Annotated in this window: 14 protein-coding genes; 10 read left to right on the plus strand and 4 right to left on the minus strand. The window is 54.2% G+C overall.

Annotation, left to right across the window (positions count from 1 at the left end; all coding sequences use genetic code 11):
• Window positions 1-12: 12 nt before the first annotated feature.
• Complete coding sequence (locus AC1XYH_RS05565; protein WP_483325644.1) at window positions 13-579, minus strand: CsiV family protein; 567 nt, start codon at window positions 577-579, stop codon at window positions 13-15.
• A complete protein-coding gene (mfd, locus tag AC1XYH_RS05570; RefSeq protein ID WP_483325645.1) occupies window positions 576-4,067 on the minus strand; it encodes a transcription-repair coupling factor in 3,492 nt (1,163 codons plus the stop codon). Before mfd ends, AC1XYH_RS05565 begins: the two co-directional genes overlap by 4 nt.
• Window positions 4,068-4,260: 193 nt before the next feature.
• Between mfd and AC1XYH_RS05575 the strand changes: the two genes are divergently transcribed.
• Complete coding sequence (locus tag AC1XYH_RS05575) at window positions 4,261-5,700, plus strand: glyceraldehyde-3-phosphate dehydrogenase (protein WP_483325646.1); 1,440 nt, start codon at window positions 4,261-4,263, stop codon at window positions 5,698-5,700.
• Window positions 5,701-5,763: 63 nt separating this feature from the next.
• Here the strand turns inward: AC1XYH_RS05575 and AC1XYH_RS05580 are convergent, their stop codons facing one another.
• The gene (locus AC1XYH_RS05580) at window positions 5,764-6,324 is read right to left on the minus strand and encodes a chalcone isomerase family protein (RefSeq protein WP_483325647.1); all 561 of its coding nucleotides are present in this window, start codon (window positions 6,322-6,324) and stop codon (window positions 5,764-5,766) included.
• A 292-nt stretch (window positions 6,325-6,616) separates the two neighbouring features.
• Here AC1XYH_RS05580 and AC1XYH_RS05585 point away from each other — a divergent pair, with 292 nt between their 5' ends.
• The 9 genes from AC1XYH_RS05585 to sthA all read left to right on the plus strand — a co-directional run bounded on the left by AC1XYH_RS05585 (window position 6,617) and on the right by sthA (window position 15,204).
• On the plus strand, window positions 6,617-7,954 hold the full coding sequence (locus AC1XYH_RS05585; RefSeq protein WP_483325648.1) for a Na(+)-translocating NADH-quinone reductase subunit A: 1,338 nt from the start codon (window positions 6,617-6,619) through the stop codon (window positions 7,952-7,954).
• 3 nt (window positions 7,955-7,957) lie between these two features.
• Complete coding sequence (locus AC1XYH_RS05590) at window positions 7,958-9,172, plus strand: NADH:ubiquinone reductase (Na(+)-transporting) subunit B (protein WP_483325649.1); 1,215 nt, start codon at window positions 7,958-7,960, stop codon at window positions 9,170-9,172.
• Window positions 9,162-9,941, plus strand: a complete 780-nt coding sequence (locus tag AC1XYH_RS05595; protein ID WP_483325650.1) for a Na(+)-translocating NADH-quinone reductase subunit C — start codon at window positions 9,162-9,164, stop codon at window positions 9,939-9,941. The genes AC1XYH_RS05590 and AC1XYH_RS05595 overlap by 11 nt, the downstream gene beginning before the upstream one ends.
• A gap of 2 nt (window positions 9,942-9,943) precedes the next feature.
• Window positions 9,944-10,615 (plus strand): NADH:ubiquinone reductase (Na(+)-transporting) subunit D, encoded by a 672-nt coding sequence (locus AC1XYH_RS05600; RefSeq protein WP_483325651.1) that lies wholly within the window; start codon window positions 9,944-9,946, stop codon window positions 10,613-10,615.
• Window positions 10,616-10,621: 6 nt separating this feature from the next.
• Window positions 10,622-11,230 carry an NADH:ubiquinone reductase (Na(+)-transporting) subunit E gene (gene nqrE / locus AC1XYH_RS05605; RefSeq protein WP_483326310.1) on the plus strand — a complete coding sequence of 203 codons (609 nt, stop codon included), beginning with the start codon at window positions 10,622-10,624 and terminating at the stop codon, window positions 11,228-11,230.
• Between the two features lie 13 nt (window positions 11,231-11,243).
• Window positions 11,244-12,470 carry an NADH:ubiquinone reductase (Na(+)-transporting) subunit F gene (nqrF, locus tag AC1XYH_RS05610; RefSeq protein WP_483326311.1) on the plus strand — a complete coding sequence of 409 codons (1,227 nt, stop codon included), beginning with the start codon at window positions 11,244-11,246 and terminating at the stop codon, window positions 12,468-12,470.
• Window positions 12,471-12,576: 106 nt separating this feature from the next.
• Window positions 12,577-13,494 carry an FAD:protein FMN transferase gene (locus tag AC1XYH_RS05615; RefSeq protein ID WP_483325652.1) on the plus strand — a complete coding sequence of 306 codons (918 nt, stop codon included), beginning with the start codon at window positions 12,577-12,579 and terminating at the stop codon, window positions 13,492-13,494.
• 3 nt (window positions 13,495-13,497) lie between these two features.
• Window positions 13,498-13,740, plus strand: coding sequence for a (Na+)-NQR maturation NqrM (nqrM, locus tag AC1XYH_RS05620; RefSeq protein WP_483325653.1), 243 nt, complete (start codon window positions 13,498-13,500; stop codon window positions 13,738-13,740).
• A 66-nt stretch (window positions 13,741-13,806) separates the two neighbouring features.
• Window positions 13,807-15,204 carry a Si-specific NAD(P)(+) transhydrogenase gene (sthA, locus tag AC1XYH_RS05625; RefSeq protein WP_483325654.1) on the plus strand — a complete coding sequence of 466 codons (1,398 nt, stop codon included), beginning with the start codon at window positions 13,807-13,809 and terminating at the stop codon, window positions 15,202-15,204.
• 34 nt (window positions 15,205-15,238) lie between these two features.
• Here sthA and AC1XYH_RS05630 read toward each other — a convergent pair whose 3' ends face one another.
• Complete coding sequence (locus AC1XYH_RS05630) at window positions 15,239-15,964, minus strand: glycerophosphodiester phosphodiesterase (RefSeq protein ID WP_483325655.1); 726 nt, start codon at window positions 15,962-15,964, stop codon at window positions 15,239-15,241.

Here is a 15,964-nt window from a genome sequence, read left to right on the forward strand (position 1 = left end):
ACTGCCGGCAGTTTAGCGGCTGACGCGTACCAACATCCCAAGACTCTGGTGATCCAGGTAATGGGTTTCGTTCAAACGCAGAGCGCGCCGTTGATGCAGGTTCTCCGACACTATTGATGCGCCACTCATCTGCACTTCGCTGGCGGCGCGGTTACGCCAGAACGACACGGCGATCTCCATCAGTTTATCTTGGCTCAGGTTGACCAGGCCTTGTACGGGGAAAATGCCGTTATCGGCTTGTCCCTTGCTCAGGGCTACGTCCAAATTGTTATCCAGCGGCTGTGACCAGGCTTGATGCAGATAGATCTGGTAACCCTTTTGCTCAAGCTTGCGCGCATCCTGGTCCAGCTGGAAGCGGGTTGGATCAATGGCGCGCACGTCGCTGCGTGTAGTCTCATCAAGCTTGATGGCGTTGTTGGCCCAATCCAGATCGGGTGGTGTGCCGGCTACAATAGGCGCTGATGGCTGACCAAAAAATACCACTTCTACCAAATACTCATCGGCTGACTGCGCTAGTGCCAGAGTGCTTGCGAGTGAGGCCAGCAGTACCAGGCCGAGCTTTTTGCACAAATGCTTCATGGGCGTTTTCCTTTGCCTTTTACGGGAGTGTCCTGTGGCGCTTGCGCCAGTCGGTCGAGTAATGCTTCTACAGTATTGAGGCGCAGTTCTACGCCGCCCATGGGGGCATTGAAGCGGAATATCGTAGCGCCTTCAAGGCGATAACGTTGGGGATTATCCTGAATCATGCGCACCAATACCATGGGGTCGATATTGGTTTGTGCGCCGAACTCAAAGCGCCCGTGCTCTGCGCCGACATCTATCTTGGTAATGCCCAGCGGTTCGCAGCGCAATTTGAGGGCCGTGACACGGAACAATGTCTTGACCTGTTCCGGCAGCAGGCCGAAGCGATCGATCATTTCAACCTGCAAGTCTTTCAGCGTTTCATCGTCATTGGCGTTGGCTATACGCTTGTACAGGATCAGTCGGGCGTGCACATCCGGTAAGTAATCGTCAGGGATCAGCGCAGCCAGCCGCAGGTTAATCTCAGGACCACCGCCCAATGGTTGATCAAGGTCAGGCTGCTTGCCTTGCTTGATGGCTTTTACTGCGCGTTCGAGCATTTCCATATACAGCGTGAAACCAACGGCTTGAATCTGCCCGCTTTGCCCATCGCCCAGCAGCTCGCCGGCGCCGCGAATCTCGAGATCGTGGGTCGCCAGTGTGAAACCAGCGCCAAGATCTTGTGCGGCTGCAATAGCTTCCAGGCGCTTCTCGGCGTCTCGAGTCACTTTCTTGCCGTCGGGTGTCAGCAGGTAAGCGTAAGCCTGATGGTGGCTACGTCCAACTCGGCCGCGTAGCTGGTGCAGTTGGGCCAGCCCGAATTTATCCGCGCGCTCGATGATGATGGTATTGGCGCTAGGCACGTCGATACCAGTTTCAATGATGGTGGTGGTAACCAGAATATTGAAGCGACGGTGATAAAAGTCACGCATCACCTGTTCTAGCGCCCGTTCCGGCATCTGACCATGACTGACGGCGATACGGGCTTCAGGGACCAGCTCCGCCAGGTCGGCGGCACACTTCTCTATGGTCTGTACTTCATTGTGCAGATAGTAAACCTGACCGCCACGTAGCAGCTCGCGCAGTATCGCCTCTTTGAGCACCGGCTTCTGCTGGGTCATGACAAAGGTCTTGACCGATAGGCGGCGTGCCGGGGGAGTGGCGATGATCGATAAATCCCGCATGCCGGAGAAGGACATGTTCAAGGTGCGCGGGATCGGAGTCGCGGTGAGCGTCAATATATCCACTTCGCTTCGCAGGGTTTTCAGCTGTTCTTTCTGGCGCACGCCAAAGCGGTGCTCTTCATCGATGACCACCAAGCCCAAGTCGCGAAATTTGACGTCTTGCTGCAGCAGCTTGTGGGTGCCGATCATGATATCCACCTTGCCTTCGGCCAGCTCGCCAACCGCGGCTTTGATTTCCTTGGTGGAGTTAAAACGCGACATGACCTCGACTTTGACCGGCCAGTTGGCAAAGCGGTCCTTGAAGCTGTTGTAGTGCTGCTGCGCCAATAGGGTAGTGGGAACCAGAACAGCAACTTGTTTGCCGCTGTGCACGGCGAGGAATGCTGCCCGCATGGCAACTTCGGTTTTGCCGAAGCCAACGTCACCGCACACCAGTCGGTCCATTGGCTGTGGGTTAGTCATATCCTGCAGCACTGCATCAATGGCCGCTTCCTGGTCGGCCGTTTCTTCGAACGGGAAGTCGTCCGCAAAGCTCTGATAATCACGCTCTGGTGCGCTGAACGTGAAACCTTCGCGGGCGGCGCGGCGGGCGTACACGTCGAGCAGTTCGGCGGCGACGTCACGAACTTTTTCAGCGGCCTTGCGTTTGGCCTTTTGCCACTGCTCCGAGCCCAAACGGTGCAAGGGTGCGTTTTCATCCTCGGAGCCGGAGTAGCGAGCGATCAGATGTAGATTGGCTACGGGTACGTAAAGCTTGGCTTCCTCGGCGTAGGCCAGTACCAAAAACTCCGTTTCCTGATCTTCGACAGTCAGGTTGGTTAAGCCCAGATAGCGGCCGACACCATGGTCAATGTGCACAACCGGTGCACCTTCGCGGAGTTCGGTGAGATTACGGATAATGGCGTCGCCCATATCCGTGGCTTTGCCGCGGCGGCGGCGTTGCATAACGCGCTGCCCGAACAGCTGGCTTTCGGCGATGACGGCAACGGCTGGAGAACGGGTCAGCAATCCCTGGTCCAACGGTGCTATCGCCAAGGCCAGCGGATGGTTTGAGGTGACAAAGTCGAGCCAGCTGTCGACTTGTTGTGGGCGCTGATCAATGCGCGCCAATAACTCGATCAAGGCCTCGCGTCGGCCGGCGGTTTCGGCGACGAACAGCGTGCGTCCTTTATGCGATTGCAAAAAGCCCTGCAACGCCTGCAAAGGATTGTCGAGCTTGTTGTCGATGGGCAGCTCGGGCGGTGGCAGGCAGCCGAGGTCTTCAGCTTGTCCGCTGTCGGGTAGCTCTGTCTGATGGCAAATTGTGCGCGCAAAGCTCTTGATACGGGCAAAGCATTCTTCTACTGGTAAAAATAACTCACCAGGCGGTAGCAGCGGGCGGGTCGGATCTACGCCTTGCTCAGTATGTCGGCTGCGCACGTCGAGCCAGAAATGTTCCGCGCTGGCTTCGATGCCTGGCAGGGTGAACACACGCGTATTTTCGGGTAAATAATCGAACAGGCTACCCAACTCATCGAAGAACAACGGCAGATAATATTCGATGCCGGGCGGCACCAATCCTTCGGTGAGATCCATATATAAAGGACAGCGCCGATGATCCACTTCGAAGCGTTCACGATAGCGGGCGCGAAAGCCGGTGAGTGCGGATTTGTCGAGCGGGAACTCTTTGGCGGGCAGCAGGTGAATGCGTTCTACCTTGTCGATTGAACGTTGGCTTTCCGGATCGAAGGTACGTAGGGTTTCGATTTCTTCGTCAAACAGATCAATGCGATAGGGTAGTTTGCTGCCCATCGGGAAAAGGTCTAATAGTGCGCCGCGCACGGCGTAGTCGCCATGCTCATATACAGTGTCGACGTAGCGGTAGCCGGCAGAGTCCAGATCTAGTCGCATCCGCTCAATATCCAGCCGTTGGCCCAGCTCCAGCATGAGTACCGAGCCGCCAAGAAAGCTGCGTGGTGGTAGGCGATGCAACAACGTGGTCATTGGCACGACCAAGATGCCCTGGCTGACCTGCGGTAGCTGAAATAGGGTTCGCAGGCGTTGCGAGACTATGTCTTGGTGTGGCGAAAAGCGATCATAGGGCAGGGTTTCCCAATCGGGGAAGCTGAGTACCGGCAGCTCAGGCGAAAAGAAGCGCAGCTCCTGCTCCAGGCTGTCGCCAGCTGAAGTGTCAGTGGTAATGACCAGGCTGAGCCCTTGATGCTGAGACGCTGCCTCGGCAATCGCCAGTGCGCGTGCGGCACCGTGCAATCCAGCCCAGTGCATCTTCGCTCCAGGGGCTTTGGCGAGCGGGGGTGACAACAGGGTGGTTTCAACAGGCATGCAATAAGCTCATGTAGTCATGTTTTCGGCGCAGAGTTGAGTATGTCCGTCGCCGTTTCAGAGGGGGCTAAGTGTAACGCCGTCAGCCCGGCTGTGCTCATTCTCTGGTTGATTTTGGGCTGATGATTGCCTCAAGAGGCCGTGGACAGCATAATATGCGCCCTTTAGTTATCAAGCCGTGGAAGGTAAAGCCGTGACTCAAGCCCAATTCGAGCAGTGTCTGGAAAGCTGGACGGATCGTGAAGCGACCGCCGAAGCCATGATTCCTCTAATCGGTCGTCTGTACCGTGAGCATAACGTGGTGACGTCCATTTATGGGCGTGGCCTGGTCAATCGCTCGGTTATCAGCTTGTTGAAGTCGCACCGTTTTGCTCGCCAGATTGACGATACCGAACTCTCTGTACACGACACTTTCCCGGTGATCAAAGCGTTATTAGATCTGGAGCTGGGGCCTGCGTCCATCGACCTTGCTCGGCTGGTTCAAAAGTTCCGTGAAAGCGGCAACGATGATCTGGATGCCTTTCTGCGCGATGAGCTGAGCAGCGTTATCGGCCACACTGGCGAGCGCCGTCAGGGTCGTGACGTGGTGCTGTATGGTTTCGGTCGCATCGGCCGTCTGTTGGCTCGCATTCTGATTGAGAAAGCGGGTGCCGGCGATGGTTTACGTCTGCGCGCCATTGTTGTGCGCAAGGGCGCTCCCAATGACCTGGCCAAACGTGCCAGCTTGCTGCGTCGTGATTCGGTACATGGGTCCTTCCAGGGCACCATCACTATCGACGAAGAGAACAATACGCTGACGGCCAACGGCAATCAGATTCAGGTTATCTACGCTAGCGATCCGGCCAGCATCGATTACACCAGCTACGGCATCGAAAATGCGCTGATCGTAGACAATACCGGCGTATGGCGTGATGAGGCAGGCCTGTCTCAGCATTTGCAATGCAAAGGCGCTAGCCAGGTTGTGCTAACTGCACCGGGTAAAGGCGACCTGAAGAACATCGTGCACGGCATCAACCATGCATCGATTACACCTGAAGACAAGATTGTCTCCGCTGCGTCTTGTACCACCAATGCTATTGTGCCGGTACTCAAGGCCATCAATGACAAGTACGGCATCGTCAATGGTCATGTTGAAACCGTGCACTCTTACACCAACGACCAAAACCTGATCGACAATTTCCACAAAGGTGATCGTCGTGGTCGTAGCGCCGCATTGAACATGGTTATCACCGAAACCGGTGCAGCCAAGGCGGTTGCCAAGGCGCTGCCAGAGCTGGAAGGCAAGCTGAGCGGCAATGCAATTCGCGTTCCTACGCCGAACGTGTCGATGGCGATTCTTAATCTGAACCTGGAAAAGTCGACTGATCGCGACGAAGTGAATGAGTATCTGCGTCACATGGCGCTGCACTCCGACCTGCACAAGCAGATCGACTTCACTAACTCGGTAGAGGTGGTGTCGTCCGACTTCGTTGGTTCGCGTCACGCGGGCGTAGTGGATGCAGAGGCAACTATCTGCAACGATAACCGCGTCATTCTCTATGTGTGGTACGACAACGAGTTCGGCTACAGCTGCCAGGTAGTGCGGATTTTGGAAGACATGGCTCACGTCAATCCGCCGGCATTCCCGGCCTGATCGATGGGTTAATGCAAAAAAGGCGCTTAGGCGCCTTTTTTGTTGCCTGCTGTTTGAGTGATCTTAGTTCAACAGGGCGCTACGTAACTCATCGGATAAGCCATCAGGGCGCAGCCAGATGCCGAGGTAAGCATCAGCCAATTGCCGGTCGTTGGATTCAAAGGTGATTTTGCCATTGTGGCGCAACACTAGATGCTGGTCGCTGGTGCGGGTCAGGCTGTAGCGATCGCCGCTACCAATATCGCTGAAGCTGACATGCAACTGATCCACGCTAGGCTTTAGAGTAGCCAGCGTTGTGGTGTCATATTGCCGCTCTAGTGCAGTCCAGGCGGCCTTGATGACATCTTGACGCTTGATTGAGCGATAGTAATAGAGTTCAAGCCGCAATGCGGAGTTGCCGGCCAGCAATTGCTCGAGCTTTGCGTCGGCTGGAGCATAAAGAGCAGCGCTGTAGACATCGACGAAAAGGTATTCAAGCAGGTGAGTGTTGCGCAGTGGCAACACTTGGTTACTGTTTTCCGTTGTCACACTGGAAGCGAAGCCGGCCTGGTTTATGCGTTCGTTGCTGGCGAGCGCCGGCGTGGACAGCAGCAGGCCGGCAAGTAGCAGGTAATGTGGTCGCATGGTTGTCTCCGTTTTAACGATGCAGTGTTTCAGTCTATGACAAGCCCAGAGTAGATGCGGGATGCAAGGTCATAGATTTCATCAATGTAGGTTATTTAAAACCCGAAAAAGCCAAGGGTCGAGTAGTAATGGTGGGGCAGGAACTTTATACTTAGCGGGATTTTTGATGGGGGTTTGTGGCTGTCTCGCCCTGATTCCGTGTCTGTTGCCAAGAGCCATTCCGCAGAGCTTGTTGTGCTTCGCACCGGCAGTCCGCCCTTAAAGATTCCAAACTAGTGATTAGGCTATTCGTATGATAAAAATCAAACGGGGCTTGGATCTGCCAATCACCGGCTCACCCGAGCAGCGTATCGATGACGCCCGTCAGGTACGCAGTGTCGCAGTAGTAGGCTTTGATTACCACGGTATGAAGCCCACTATGGAGGTACGCGAGGGAGACCGGGTCAAGCTGGGTCAGATCCTGTTCAGTGATAAAAAAACGCCTGGTGTCATTTTTACTTCGCCTGCTGCTGGTGTTGTTAGTGCCATCAATCGTGGTGAAAGACGTGTTTTGCAATCGGTGGTAATCGATATTGAGGGTGACGAAGCTGTCGCCTTTGATTCTCATGCGGTCGACCAACTGGCCTCGCTGGATCAGCAGGTAATACGTGATCAGCTGATCAGCTCAGGTTTGTGGACCGCTCTGCGTACCCGCCCCTATAGCAAGACGCCTGCTGTTGACAGCAAACCCAGCTCGATCTTCGTTACCGCGATGGATACCAATCCGTTGGCGGCCGATCCTGCCGTGATCATCCAGCAGCATGCTGCTGACTTTGAAAACGGTCTTAAGGTCCTTGCGCGCTTGGGTAAGGTTTGGTTGTGTAAGGCCGAAGGTGCCAATATTCCGGGTGAATCTGTTACCGGCGTTAGCACCGAGAGCTTTGCCGGTCCGCATCCCGCCGGTTTGGCAGGCACGCACATACACAATCTTGATCCAGTCAGCGAAACCAAGACGGTTTGGCAAATCAACTATCAGGACGTGATCGCCTTTGGTGTGCTTTTCACCCAAGGTAAAATCTGGACTGACCGTTACTTTGCACTGGCTGGACCGCAGGTAGAGAAACCGCGTCTGTTGAAATCCCGCCTAGGTGCAAACCTGGATGAGTTGACCGCAGGTGAGTTGACTCCGGACAACAATCGCGTGATTTCCGGCTCGGTATTCGGTGGTCGCATGGCGCGTGGTCCGGTTGCCTATCTTGGTCGGTTCCACTCCCAGGTATCAGTGCTGAAGGAAGGCGATGAGCGCCAACTGCTGCACTATCTGCGTGCTGGTAAGAACAAGCACTCGGTACTCAATATCTTTACTTCCAAACTGGCACCTTCTCGTCTGTTTGATTTTGATACCAGCACCAATGGCAGTCCGCGCGCCATGGTTCCGGTAGGCAATTACGAGATGGTCATGCCGCTGGACATCCTGCCTACTCAATTGTTGCGTTACCTGATCGTAGGTGACACTGAGATGGCACAGAAGCTCGGTTGCCTTGAGTTGGAAGAAGAGGATTTGGCGTTGTGTAGCTATGTTTGCGCTGGCAAATACGAATACGGCCCGATTCTGCGGGATAACCTGACTCGCATTGAAAAGGAGGGTTAAGTCATGGGTGTACGCGCATTCCTCGACAAGATAGAGCACAACTTCGAAAAAGGTGGCAAACACGAGAAGTGGTATGCCCTTTACGAAGCCGTCGATACCTTCTTTTACCGCCCCGGCAGCGTCACCAAGACGACTGCTCACGTGCGTGATGGTCTCGATCTTAAGCGCATGATGATCACCGTATGGCTCTGTACTTTTCCGGTTATTTTTTACGGTATGTACAACATCGGTTATCAGGCTAATAGCATCTATGCAGCCAATGCAGATATGCTCGCAGCGCAGGATAACTGGCGTATTGCGCTGATCTCACTGTTTGCCGGCTTTAACCCCGAGAGTCTCTGGGACAATCTGGTTCATGGCGCAGCTTACTTTTTACCCGTCTATGCGGTGACCTTCCTGGTCGGTGGTTTCTGGGAAGTGATCTTCGCCTCTGTTCGCAAGCATGAAGTCAACGAAGGTTTCTTCGTTACCTCCATTCTGTTCGCCCTGATCGTGCCGCCGAGCATTCCGCTGTGGCAGGTTGCGCTGGGTATCAGTTTTGGCGTGGTGATTGGTAAGGAAGTATTTGGCGGTACCGGTAAAAACTTCCTCAACCCGGCGTTGACCGGTCGCGCATTCCTGTTCTTCGCTTACCCTGCGCAAATGTCAGGTGACGCGGTCTGGACTGCGGTTGATGGCTTTGCTGGTGCTACTGCGCTGAGCATGGCGGCCTCCGGTGGTATCGATCAAGTGGTTGCCCAAGGCATCACCTGGTGGGATGCCTTCTACGGCAACATCCAGGGTTCTATGGGTGAGGTCTCCACGCTGGCCATCTTTATCGGCGGCGCGGTACTGCTGACAACGAAAATTGCTAACTGGCGCATTGTGGCCGGTGTGATGATCGGCATGATTGCCACCAGTCTGCTGTTTAACTCGATTGGTTCAGAGACCAACCCGATGTTTTCAGTGCCGTGGTACTGGCATATGGTAGTCGGTGGCTTCGCTTTCGGTATGATTTTCATGGCGACTGACCCCGTGTCTGCCTCTATGACCAACACCGGCAAGTGGCTGTTTGGTGCATTGATTGGCTTAATGGTGATCCTCATTCGTGTGGTCAACCCGGCCTTCCCGGAAGGCATGATGCTGGCCATCCTGTTCGCCAACCTGTTCGCCCCGCTAATTGACCACTTTGTGGTTCAGGCCAACATCAAACGGAGGCTTGCACGCAATGTCCAGTAAGAAAGAATCCGTTCTCCGCACCCTGACGGTTGCGCTTCTGGTCTGCCTGGTGTGCTCTGTAGTGGTATCTGCCGCTGCTGTAGCGCTCAAGCCAGTCCAGATTACCAACCAGTTGCAAGACAAACAGCGCAATATTCTGCAGATCGCCGGCCTATATAAAGAAGGCGTTAGTGTGCAGGAGCAGTTCAAACAGGTTACTCCGCGGCTTGTGGATCTGCGCACCGGTGAGTTCAGCGATGCGACAGATCCGCTGACCTACGACCAGCAGAAAGCGTCCAAAGTCCCGGAAACCTCGCAGCGTATGGATCCAAAGGTCGATATTGCCAGTATCCGTCGTCAAGCCTACTACTCTACGGTGTATGTGGTTGAAGACGAGCAGGGCGAAATCGAAACTGTCATCCTGCCGATTCACGGTTATGGTCTGTGGTCCACACTGTACGGCTTCATGGCGCTGGAAAGCGATTTGAAAACCGTGGTGGGTTTGGGCTTCTACCAGCACGCTGAGACCCCCGGTCTAGGCGGTGAGGTGGATAATCCCAGCTGGAAGAAACAATGGACTGGTAAGGTTGTATACGACGAGTCTGGTGACGTTGATATCAGTGTCATTAAGGGCGGCGTAGACAACAACAGTCCGAACGCAGAGCATCAGGTTGATGCATTAGCCGGTGCCACTCTGACTAGTCGGGGCGTGGAAAACCTAGTGCGTTTCTGGCTGGGTAAAGACGGCTTTGGCGAGTTCCTCGATCATCTTCGCGCAGGGGAGGCATAATCATGGCTAATGCAAGCGCCAAGCAGGTGCTCTTTGATCCTATTTTCAGCAACAATCCCATTGCGCTTCAGATCCTTGGTATCTGTTCTGCGCTAGCGGTTACCACGAGTCTGAACGTTACCCTGGTTATGTGTATTGCTTTGACCTCGGTAACGGCGCTGTCTAACTTCTTCATCTCAGTGGTACGTAATCAGATCCCCAGCTCGATCCGTATGATCGTGCAAATGGTGATTATCGCGTCATTGGTAATCGTAGTGGACCAAGTGCTCAAGGCATACGCTTACGGCATCAGCAAGCAGCTGTCGGTCTTCGTCGGTTTGATTATTACCAACTGTATTGTGATGGGCCGCGCTGAAGCCTTCGCCATGCAGAACCCGCCGCATATGAGCTTCCTGGACGGTATTGGTAACGGTCTGGGTTACAGCTTTATTCTGATCTGTGTCGCGACAGTACGTGAACTTTTGGGTGCCGGTAGCCTGTTTGGCATCGAAATTCTGCCAGTGGTTAGCGCTGGTGGCTGGTATCAGCCTAATGGCTTGTTACTGCTGCCACCGTCTGCATTCTTTATTATTGGTCTGCTCATCTGGGGTCTACGATCCTGGAAAACTGATCAAGTTGAAGCAGCGGAATTCAAGATGGCGCCGCAGACTCGCGCGATGAAGGAGGCTATGTAAGCCATGATTGAACATTACATAAGCCTGCTGGTTCGGGCGATTTTCGTTGAAAACATGGCGTTGGCCTTCTTCTTGGGGATGTGTACTTTCATCGCCATCTCCAAAAAGGTTGAGACCGCCATTGGCTTGGGCGTTGCTGTTGTAGTCGTATTGGCGATCACTACGCCTGCCAACAACCTGATCTATACCTATTTGCTGAAAGATGGCGCGTTGGCCTGGGCTGGCCTGCCGAACGTTGACCTGAGCTTCCTGGGTCTGCTCAGCTATATCGGTGTGATCGCGGCCATCGTGCAGATCCTCGAAATGCTGCTCGACAAGTTTGTACCTGCTCTTTACAACGCCTTGGGCGTGTTCTTGCCACTGATCACCGTTAACTGCGCCATCATGGGTGCGTCGCTGTTCATGGTAGAGCGTGACTATGCCTTTGGTGAAAGTGTGGTCTATGGCGCTGGTGCCGGTATCGGCTGGGCGCTGGCAATCATTGCTTTGGCGGGTATCCGGGAAAAACTCAAGTACAGCGATGTGCCTGATGGTTTACGTGGCCTGGGCATCACCTTCGTTACTGTTGGGTTGATGTCGCTAGGTTTCATGTCATTTTCCGGCGTGCAACTGTAGAGAGGAGCTGTAACTGATGAACATGGAAATCTTTCTGGGCGTCGGGATGTTTACAGCCATCGTATTGTCGCTGGTTGCCATCATTCTGATTGCCCGTTCGAAACTGGTAAGCAGTGGCGACGTCACCATTGAGGTGAATGGCGAACGTACTGTGACCGTAGCGGCCGGCTCGAAACTGTTGAATACGCTGTCTGCCAACGGCATCTTCCTGTCCTCCGCCTGTGGCGGCGGCGGCACCTGTGCGCAGTGCAAATGCATTGTCGAAAGTGGCGGCGGCGAGATGTTGCCCACTGAAGAGTCACACTTCACCAAGCGCGAAGCCAAAGAAGGCTGGCGCTTGTCCTGCCAGACTCCGGTCAAACAGGATATGAAAATCGAAGTGCCGGAAGAGGTCTTCGGCGTTAAGAAGTGGGAATGCACGGTTGAGTCCAACCCCAACGTGGCCACCTTCATTAAGGAACTCACGCTTAAACTGCCGGAGGGCGAGAGCGTCGATTTCCGCGCTGGCGGTTATGTGCAGCTGGAATGCCCGCCGCACGCTGTCAATTATAAGGATTTTGACATCCAGCCTGAGTTCCGTGGCGACTGGGATAAATTCGACCTGTGGCGCTATACGTCCAAGGTAGATGAGACCGTGATCCGCGCTTACTCCATGGCTAACTATCCGGAAGAGCGCGGTCTGGTGAAGTTCAATATTCGTGTGGCTTCGCCGCCGCCTGGCCGTGATGATCTGCCAGCGGGTCAAATGTCGTCCTGGGTGTTTGGTCTTACCGAGGGTGACAAGGTCACGGTATACGGTCCGTTCGGTGAGTTTTTTGCCAAGGATACCGATGCCGAAATGGTCTTTATTGGCGGTGGTGCCGGTATGGCGCCTATGCGTTCGCACATTTTTGATCAGCTCAAACGTCTGCATTCCACGCGCAAAATCACTTTCTGGTACGGTGCGCGTTCATTGCGTGAAGCGTTTTACGTCGATGAGTACGATACGCTGGCAGCTGAGAACGATAACTTCGAGTGGCATTTGGCGCTGTCTGACCCACTGCCGGAAGACAACTGGGAAGGCCCAACGGGCTTTATCCACAATGTCTTGCTGGAAAACTATCTGAAGGAGCATCCAGCGCCAGAAGACTGTGAGTACTACATGTGTGGGCCGCCGATGATGAACGCGTCGGTGATCAAGATGCTGCAGGATTTGGGGGTAGAGCCTGAGAATATTCTGCTTGATGACTTTGGCGGCTGATATGCGCCTTGGCTTGGTCCGGCCCGTTATTGCTGTTGCCTTGGCAGCAGCCCTAACGGGCTGTTTCAATTCTGTCGACCCGGTTTCCGAGATGTATGGGGCGACCATGGGTAGCACCTATTCGATCAAGTGGGTGCCGACTGAAGAGTCGCCGGCACCTGAGGCGCTACAGGAAGAAATCGAAAGCATGTTTGCGCGCTTCGACAGCGAAGCTTCGAACTGGCGCACCGATTCTGACTTGGCCCGATTCAACGCATCCCCCGCTGGAACCTGTATGACGATGCCTGAGTCAGTGCTGGATATGGTTCAGTTAGCTGACCACTTTCACGCTGACAGCGGAGGCTCTTTCGATATCACCGTGGCGCCGCTACTCAAGCTTTGGGGCTTCCACGGCGGCGAGCAGCATCAGATGCCACATCCTGATCAACTGCAGCAGGTAATGCTTACGGTGGGGCAGCAGCATCTGCACATCAATGATGAAAGTCAGTTGTGTAAAGACGTTGCTTTGACACTCGATATAAGCAGCGTGGGTGCTGGTTATATGGTTGATCGGGTAGTGGAACGCCTGGCTACCTATGGCGTCAAAAACTATATGGTGGAAATCACCGGTGAGCTCAAGGCAGCGGGAAAAAAACCCGGTAATCGTCCGTGGCGAATCGCTATAGAAGAGCCGCGAGATGATGAGCGCGTGGCGCAAATGATCCTTGCACTGGACGGTGAGGGTGTTTCTACTTCAGGTGACTATCGCAATTATTACGAGGTTGATGGGCAGCGTTTCTCGCATACCTTTGATGCCCGTTCTGGTCATCCGGTGATGCACAAGCTCGCGGCTGTCACCGTACTTGATGATTCAGCCGCAGAGGCGGACGGCCTATCTACGCTGTTGATGATCATGGGTGAAGATCGCGGCTGGCAGTATGCGGTAGAGCATAAAATCCCAGCTTTTTTTGTTATTCGCGAGGGGGAGGCCTTTATTTCCAAAGGCACCCCACAATTTAATGCTCTTGCAAAGAGCGAGGAGTAAACCATGGTTTGGCTTTTGGTATTCCCTTTGATGCTGCTGATTGTGGCCGGTATGGCCGTTGGCGTAATGATGGGTCGCAAGCCGATCGCGGGTTCCTGTGGTGGTATTGGCGCGACGGGCCTCGATAAGTCCTGCGGGATTTGCGGGGGTGACACCACCAAATGTGAAGAGGCCACGGTCAATGCCGGTGTGCAGCCGCGTAGCCAGGAGTTTGAGCTAGCCCGGGATGCCACCAAGGTCGACTAGGGGCGTTTTGCTGTCTGTGGCACTCTCTTTATGCGTGTTGTCTGTGTGATACAAGGAACCGACTGAATGGCTGTTTATAACTACGATGTGGTGGTGCTGGGTTCAGGCCCTGCGGGTGAAGGTGCTGCGATGAATGCAGCTAAACATGGCCGCAAAGTGGCTGTGGTGGAGGAGCGCAAGGAAGTAGGCGGTAATTGCACTCACCTGGGTACCATCCCGTCCAAAGCGTTGCGTTATTCGGTCAAGCAGATCATCCAATTCAACACCAACCCGATGTTTCGTGCCATCGGTGATCCTCGCTGGTTTCCGTTTCCAGATGTGCTGAAAAGTGCTGAAAAGGTGATGGCCAAACAGGTTGCTTCGCGTACCAGCTATTATGCGCGTAACCGCGTGGACGTGTTTTTCGGTAAAGGCAGTTTCGCCGATGAGCACACCATCGAACTGGTCAACAACACCGGTGTAGTGGAAAAACTAATCGCCAAAGAGGTGATTGTAGCCACTGGATCGCGCCCATATCGTCCTTCGGACGTGAATTTTGGCCATCCGCGTATCTACGATAGCGACACCATCCTGCGTTTGAATCACACGCCGCGCACCTTGATTATTTATGGTGCGGGAGTGATTGGGTGCGAATACGCATCGATCTTTTGCGGTCTAGGTGTAAAGGTTGACCTGATCGACAACCGAGAACGGCTGCTGAGCTTTCTGGATGACGAGATTTCAGATGCGTTGAGTTATCACCTGCGTAACAACAGTGTGTTGATTCGACATAATGAAGAATACGAGAAGATTGAAGGCACCGAAAGCCGCGGCGTAACCCTGCATCTCAAATCCGGTAAGAAGCTAAAAGCTGACGCTTTGCTTTGGTGTAATGGGCGCACCGGCAATACCGATGGTCTTGGTCTGGAAAACATCGGTTTGCACCCTAATGGTCGCGGTCAGCTCAGTGTCGATGAGAACTATCGCACCGCGGTGCCCAATATTTACGCGGTAGGCGACGTGATTGGCTGGCCAAGTTTGGCCAGCGCGGCTTTTGATCAGGGTCGCTCGGCTGCTGGCAATATCGTCAGTAACGACGCCTGGCGCTTCGTCGATGACGTACCAACGGGTATTTACACTATTCCGGAAATTAGCTCGCTGGGTAAAACCGAGCAGGAGTTAACCAGCGAGAAGGTGCCCTATGAGATCGGCCAGGCTTTTTTCAAAAGCATGGCGCGTGCGCAGATCAGTGGCGAGCCGGTGGGGATGCTGAAAATACTCTTCCATCGCGATACGCTGGAAGTCCTGGGTATTCACTGTTTTGGTGACCAGGCATCTGAGATTGTGCACATCGGCCAGGCAATCATGAGCCAGAAAGGCGAAGCTAACAGTATCAACTACTTCGTCAATACTACGTTCAATTATCCGACTATGGCCGAGGCCTACCGGGTTGCGGCACTGGACGGGTTAAATCGATTGTTCTGATCGGTTGAGTTAATAGCGCCTGAGAGCTCAGGCGCTATTTATTAAACAGCTGCATTGCCCGCAATGGGTAATCGGTAATCAGGCTGTCGACCCCCATGGCGGCTAGCTTTTGCATTCTGTGCTCTTCATTCACGGTCCACACAGATACATGCAAGCCGGCTTGCTGAGCCAGTTGTATGCGCTGGGCAGTGCATAACTTCCAGTTGAGTATCAGGTAGCGGCAACCATAACGCTGCGCGGCTTTGATTGGGTCAAGCAGGCCATATTCTTCTACTAGGCCGGTAGGTAAGCTGAAAGCGGATGCCTTGGCGTATTTCAATAGGGTGCGGCTGCTCGATGTGACCACCACTTTGTCCTGCAGTCGGTAACGCGCCACCAGTTCCTCTACGGCTTGTAGCACGATGCGTGATTGCCGCACTGAGCCACTTTTGACTTCCAGCTGATAGTGCTCCAGCTGTGTAAAGGTTCTAAATAACTGCTCGAGGCTGGGGATAGGGCATGCGTCTGGCCAGCTAGGTAAGCCAAAGCGAGCATCTAGCTGCATCAAATCCGCAGCCTGGCGTTGCGCTACCTTGCCGCGCCGTCCGGTGGTGCGCTTCAGTGTAGGGTCGTGTATCACCATCAGCTGATGGTCTGCTGATAAATGCAGGTCAAGCTCTACTCGGGTTACCCCGGCATCCAATGCTTTTTGAAAGCTGGCTAGCGTGTTTTCCGGCGCTTCGCCTCGGGCGCCACGATGCCCATAAATAAGCGGTGTCAA

The sequence above is a fragment of the Pseudomonas sp. GW-45 genome, from assembly GCF_056896675.1.

Coding starts and splice junctions, on each gene's coding strand:
- mfd (WP_483325645.1), bottom strand. CDS start 4,067: ATGCCTGTTGAAACCACCCTGTTGTCACCCCCGCTCGCCAAAGCCCCT.
- AC1XYH_RS05600 (WP_483325651.1), top strand. CDS start 9,944: ATGGCTAATGCAAGCGCCAAGCAGGTGCTCTTTGATCCTATTTTCAGC.
- sthA (WP_483325654.1), top strand. CDS start 13,807: ATGGCTGTTTATAACTACGATGTGGTGGTGCTGGGTTCAGGCCCTGCG.
- nqrM (WP_483325653.1), top strand. CDS start 13,498: ATGGTTTGGCTTTTGGTATTCCCTTTGATGCTGCTGATTGTGGCCGGT.
- AC1XYH_RS05595 (WP_483325650.1), top strand. CDS start 9,162: ATGTCCAGTAAGAAAGAATCCGTTCTCCGCACCCTGACGGTTGCGCTT.
- AC1XYH_RS05565 (WP_483325644.1), bottom strand. CDS start 579: ATGAAGCATTTGTGCAAAAAGCTCGGCCTGGTACTGCTGGCCTCACTC.
- AC1XYH_RS05580 (WP_483325647.1), bottom strand. CDS start 6,324: ATGCGACCACATTACCTGCTACTTGCCGGCCTGCTGCTGTCCACGCCG.
- AC1XYH_RS05585 (WP_483325648.1), top strand. CDS start 6,617: ATGATAAAAATCAAACGGGGCTTGGATCTGCCAATCACCGGCTCACCC.
- AC1XYH_RS05590 (WP_483325649.1), top strand. CDS start 7,958: ATGGGTGTACGCGCATTCCTCGACAAGATAGAGCACAACTTCGAAAAA.
- AC1XYH_RS05615 (WP_483325652.1), top strand. CDS start 12,577: ATGGGTAGCACCTATTCGATCAAGTGGGTGCCGACTGAAGAGTCGCCG.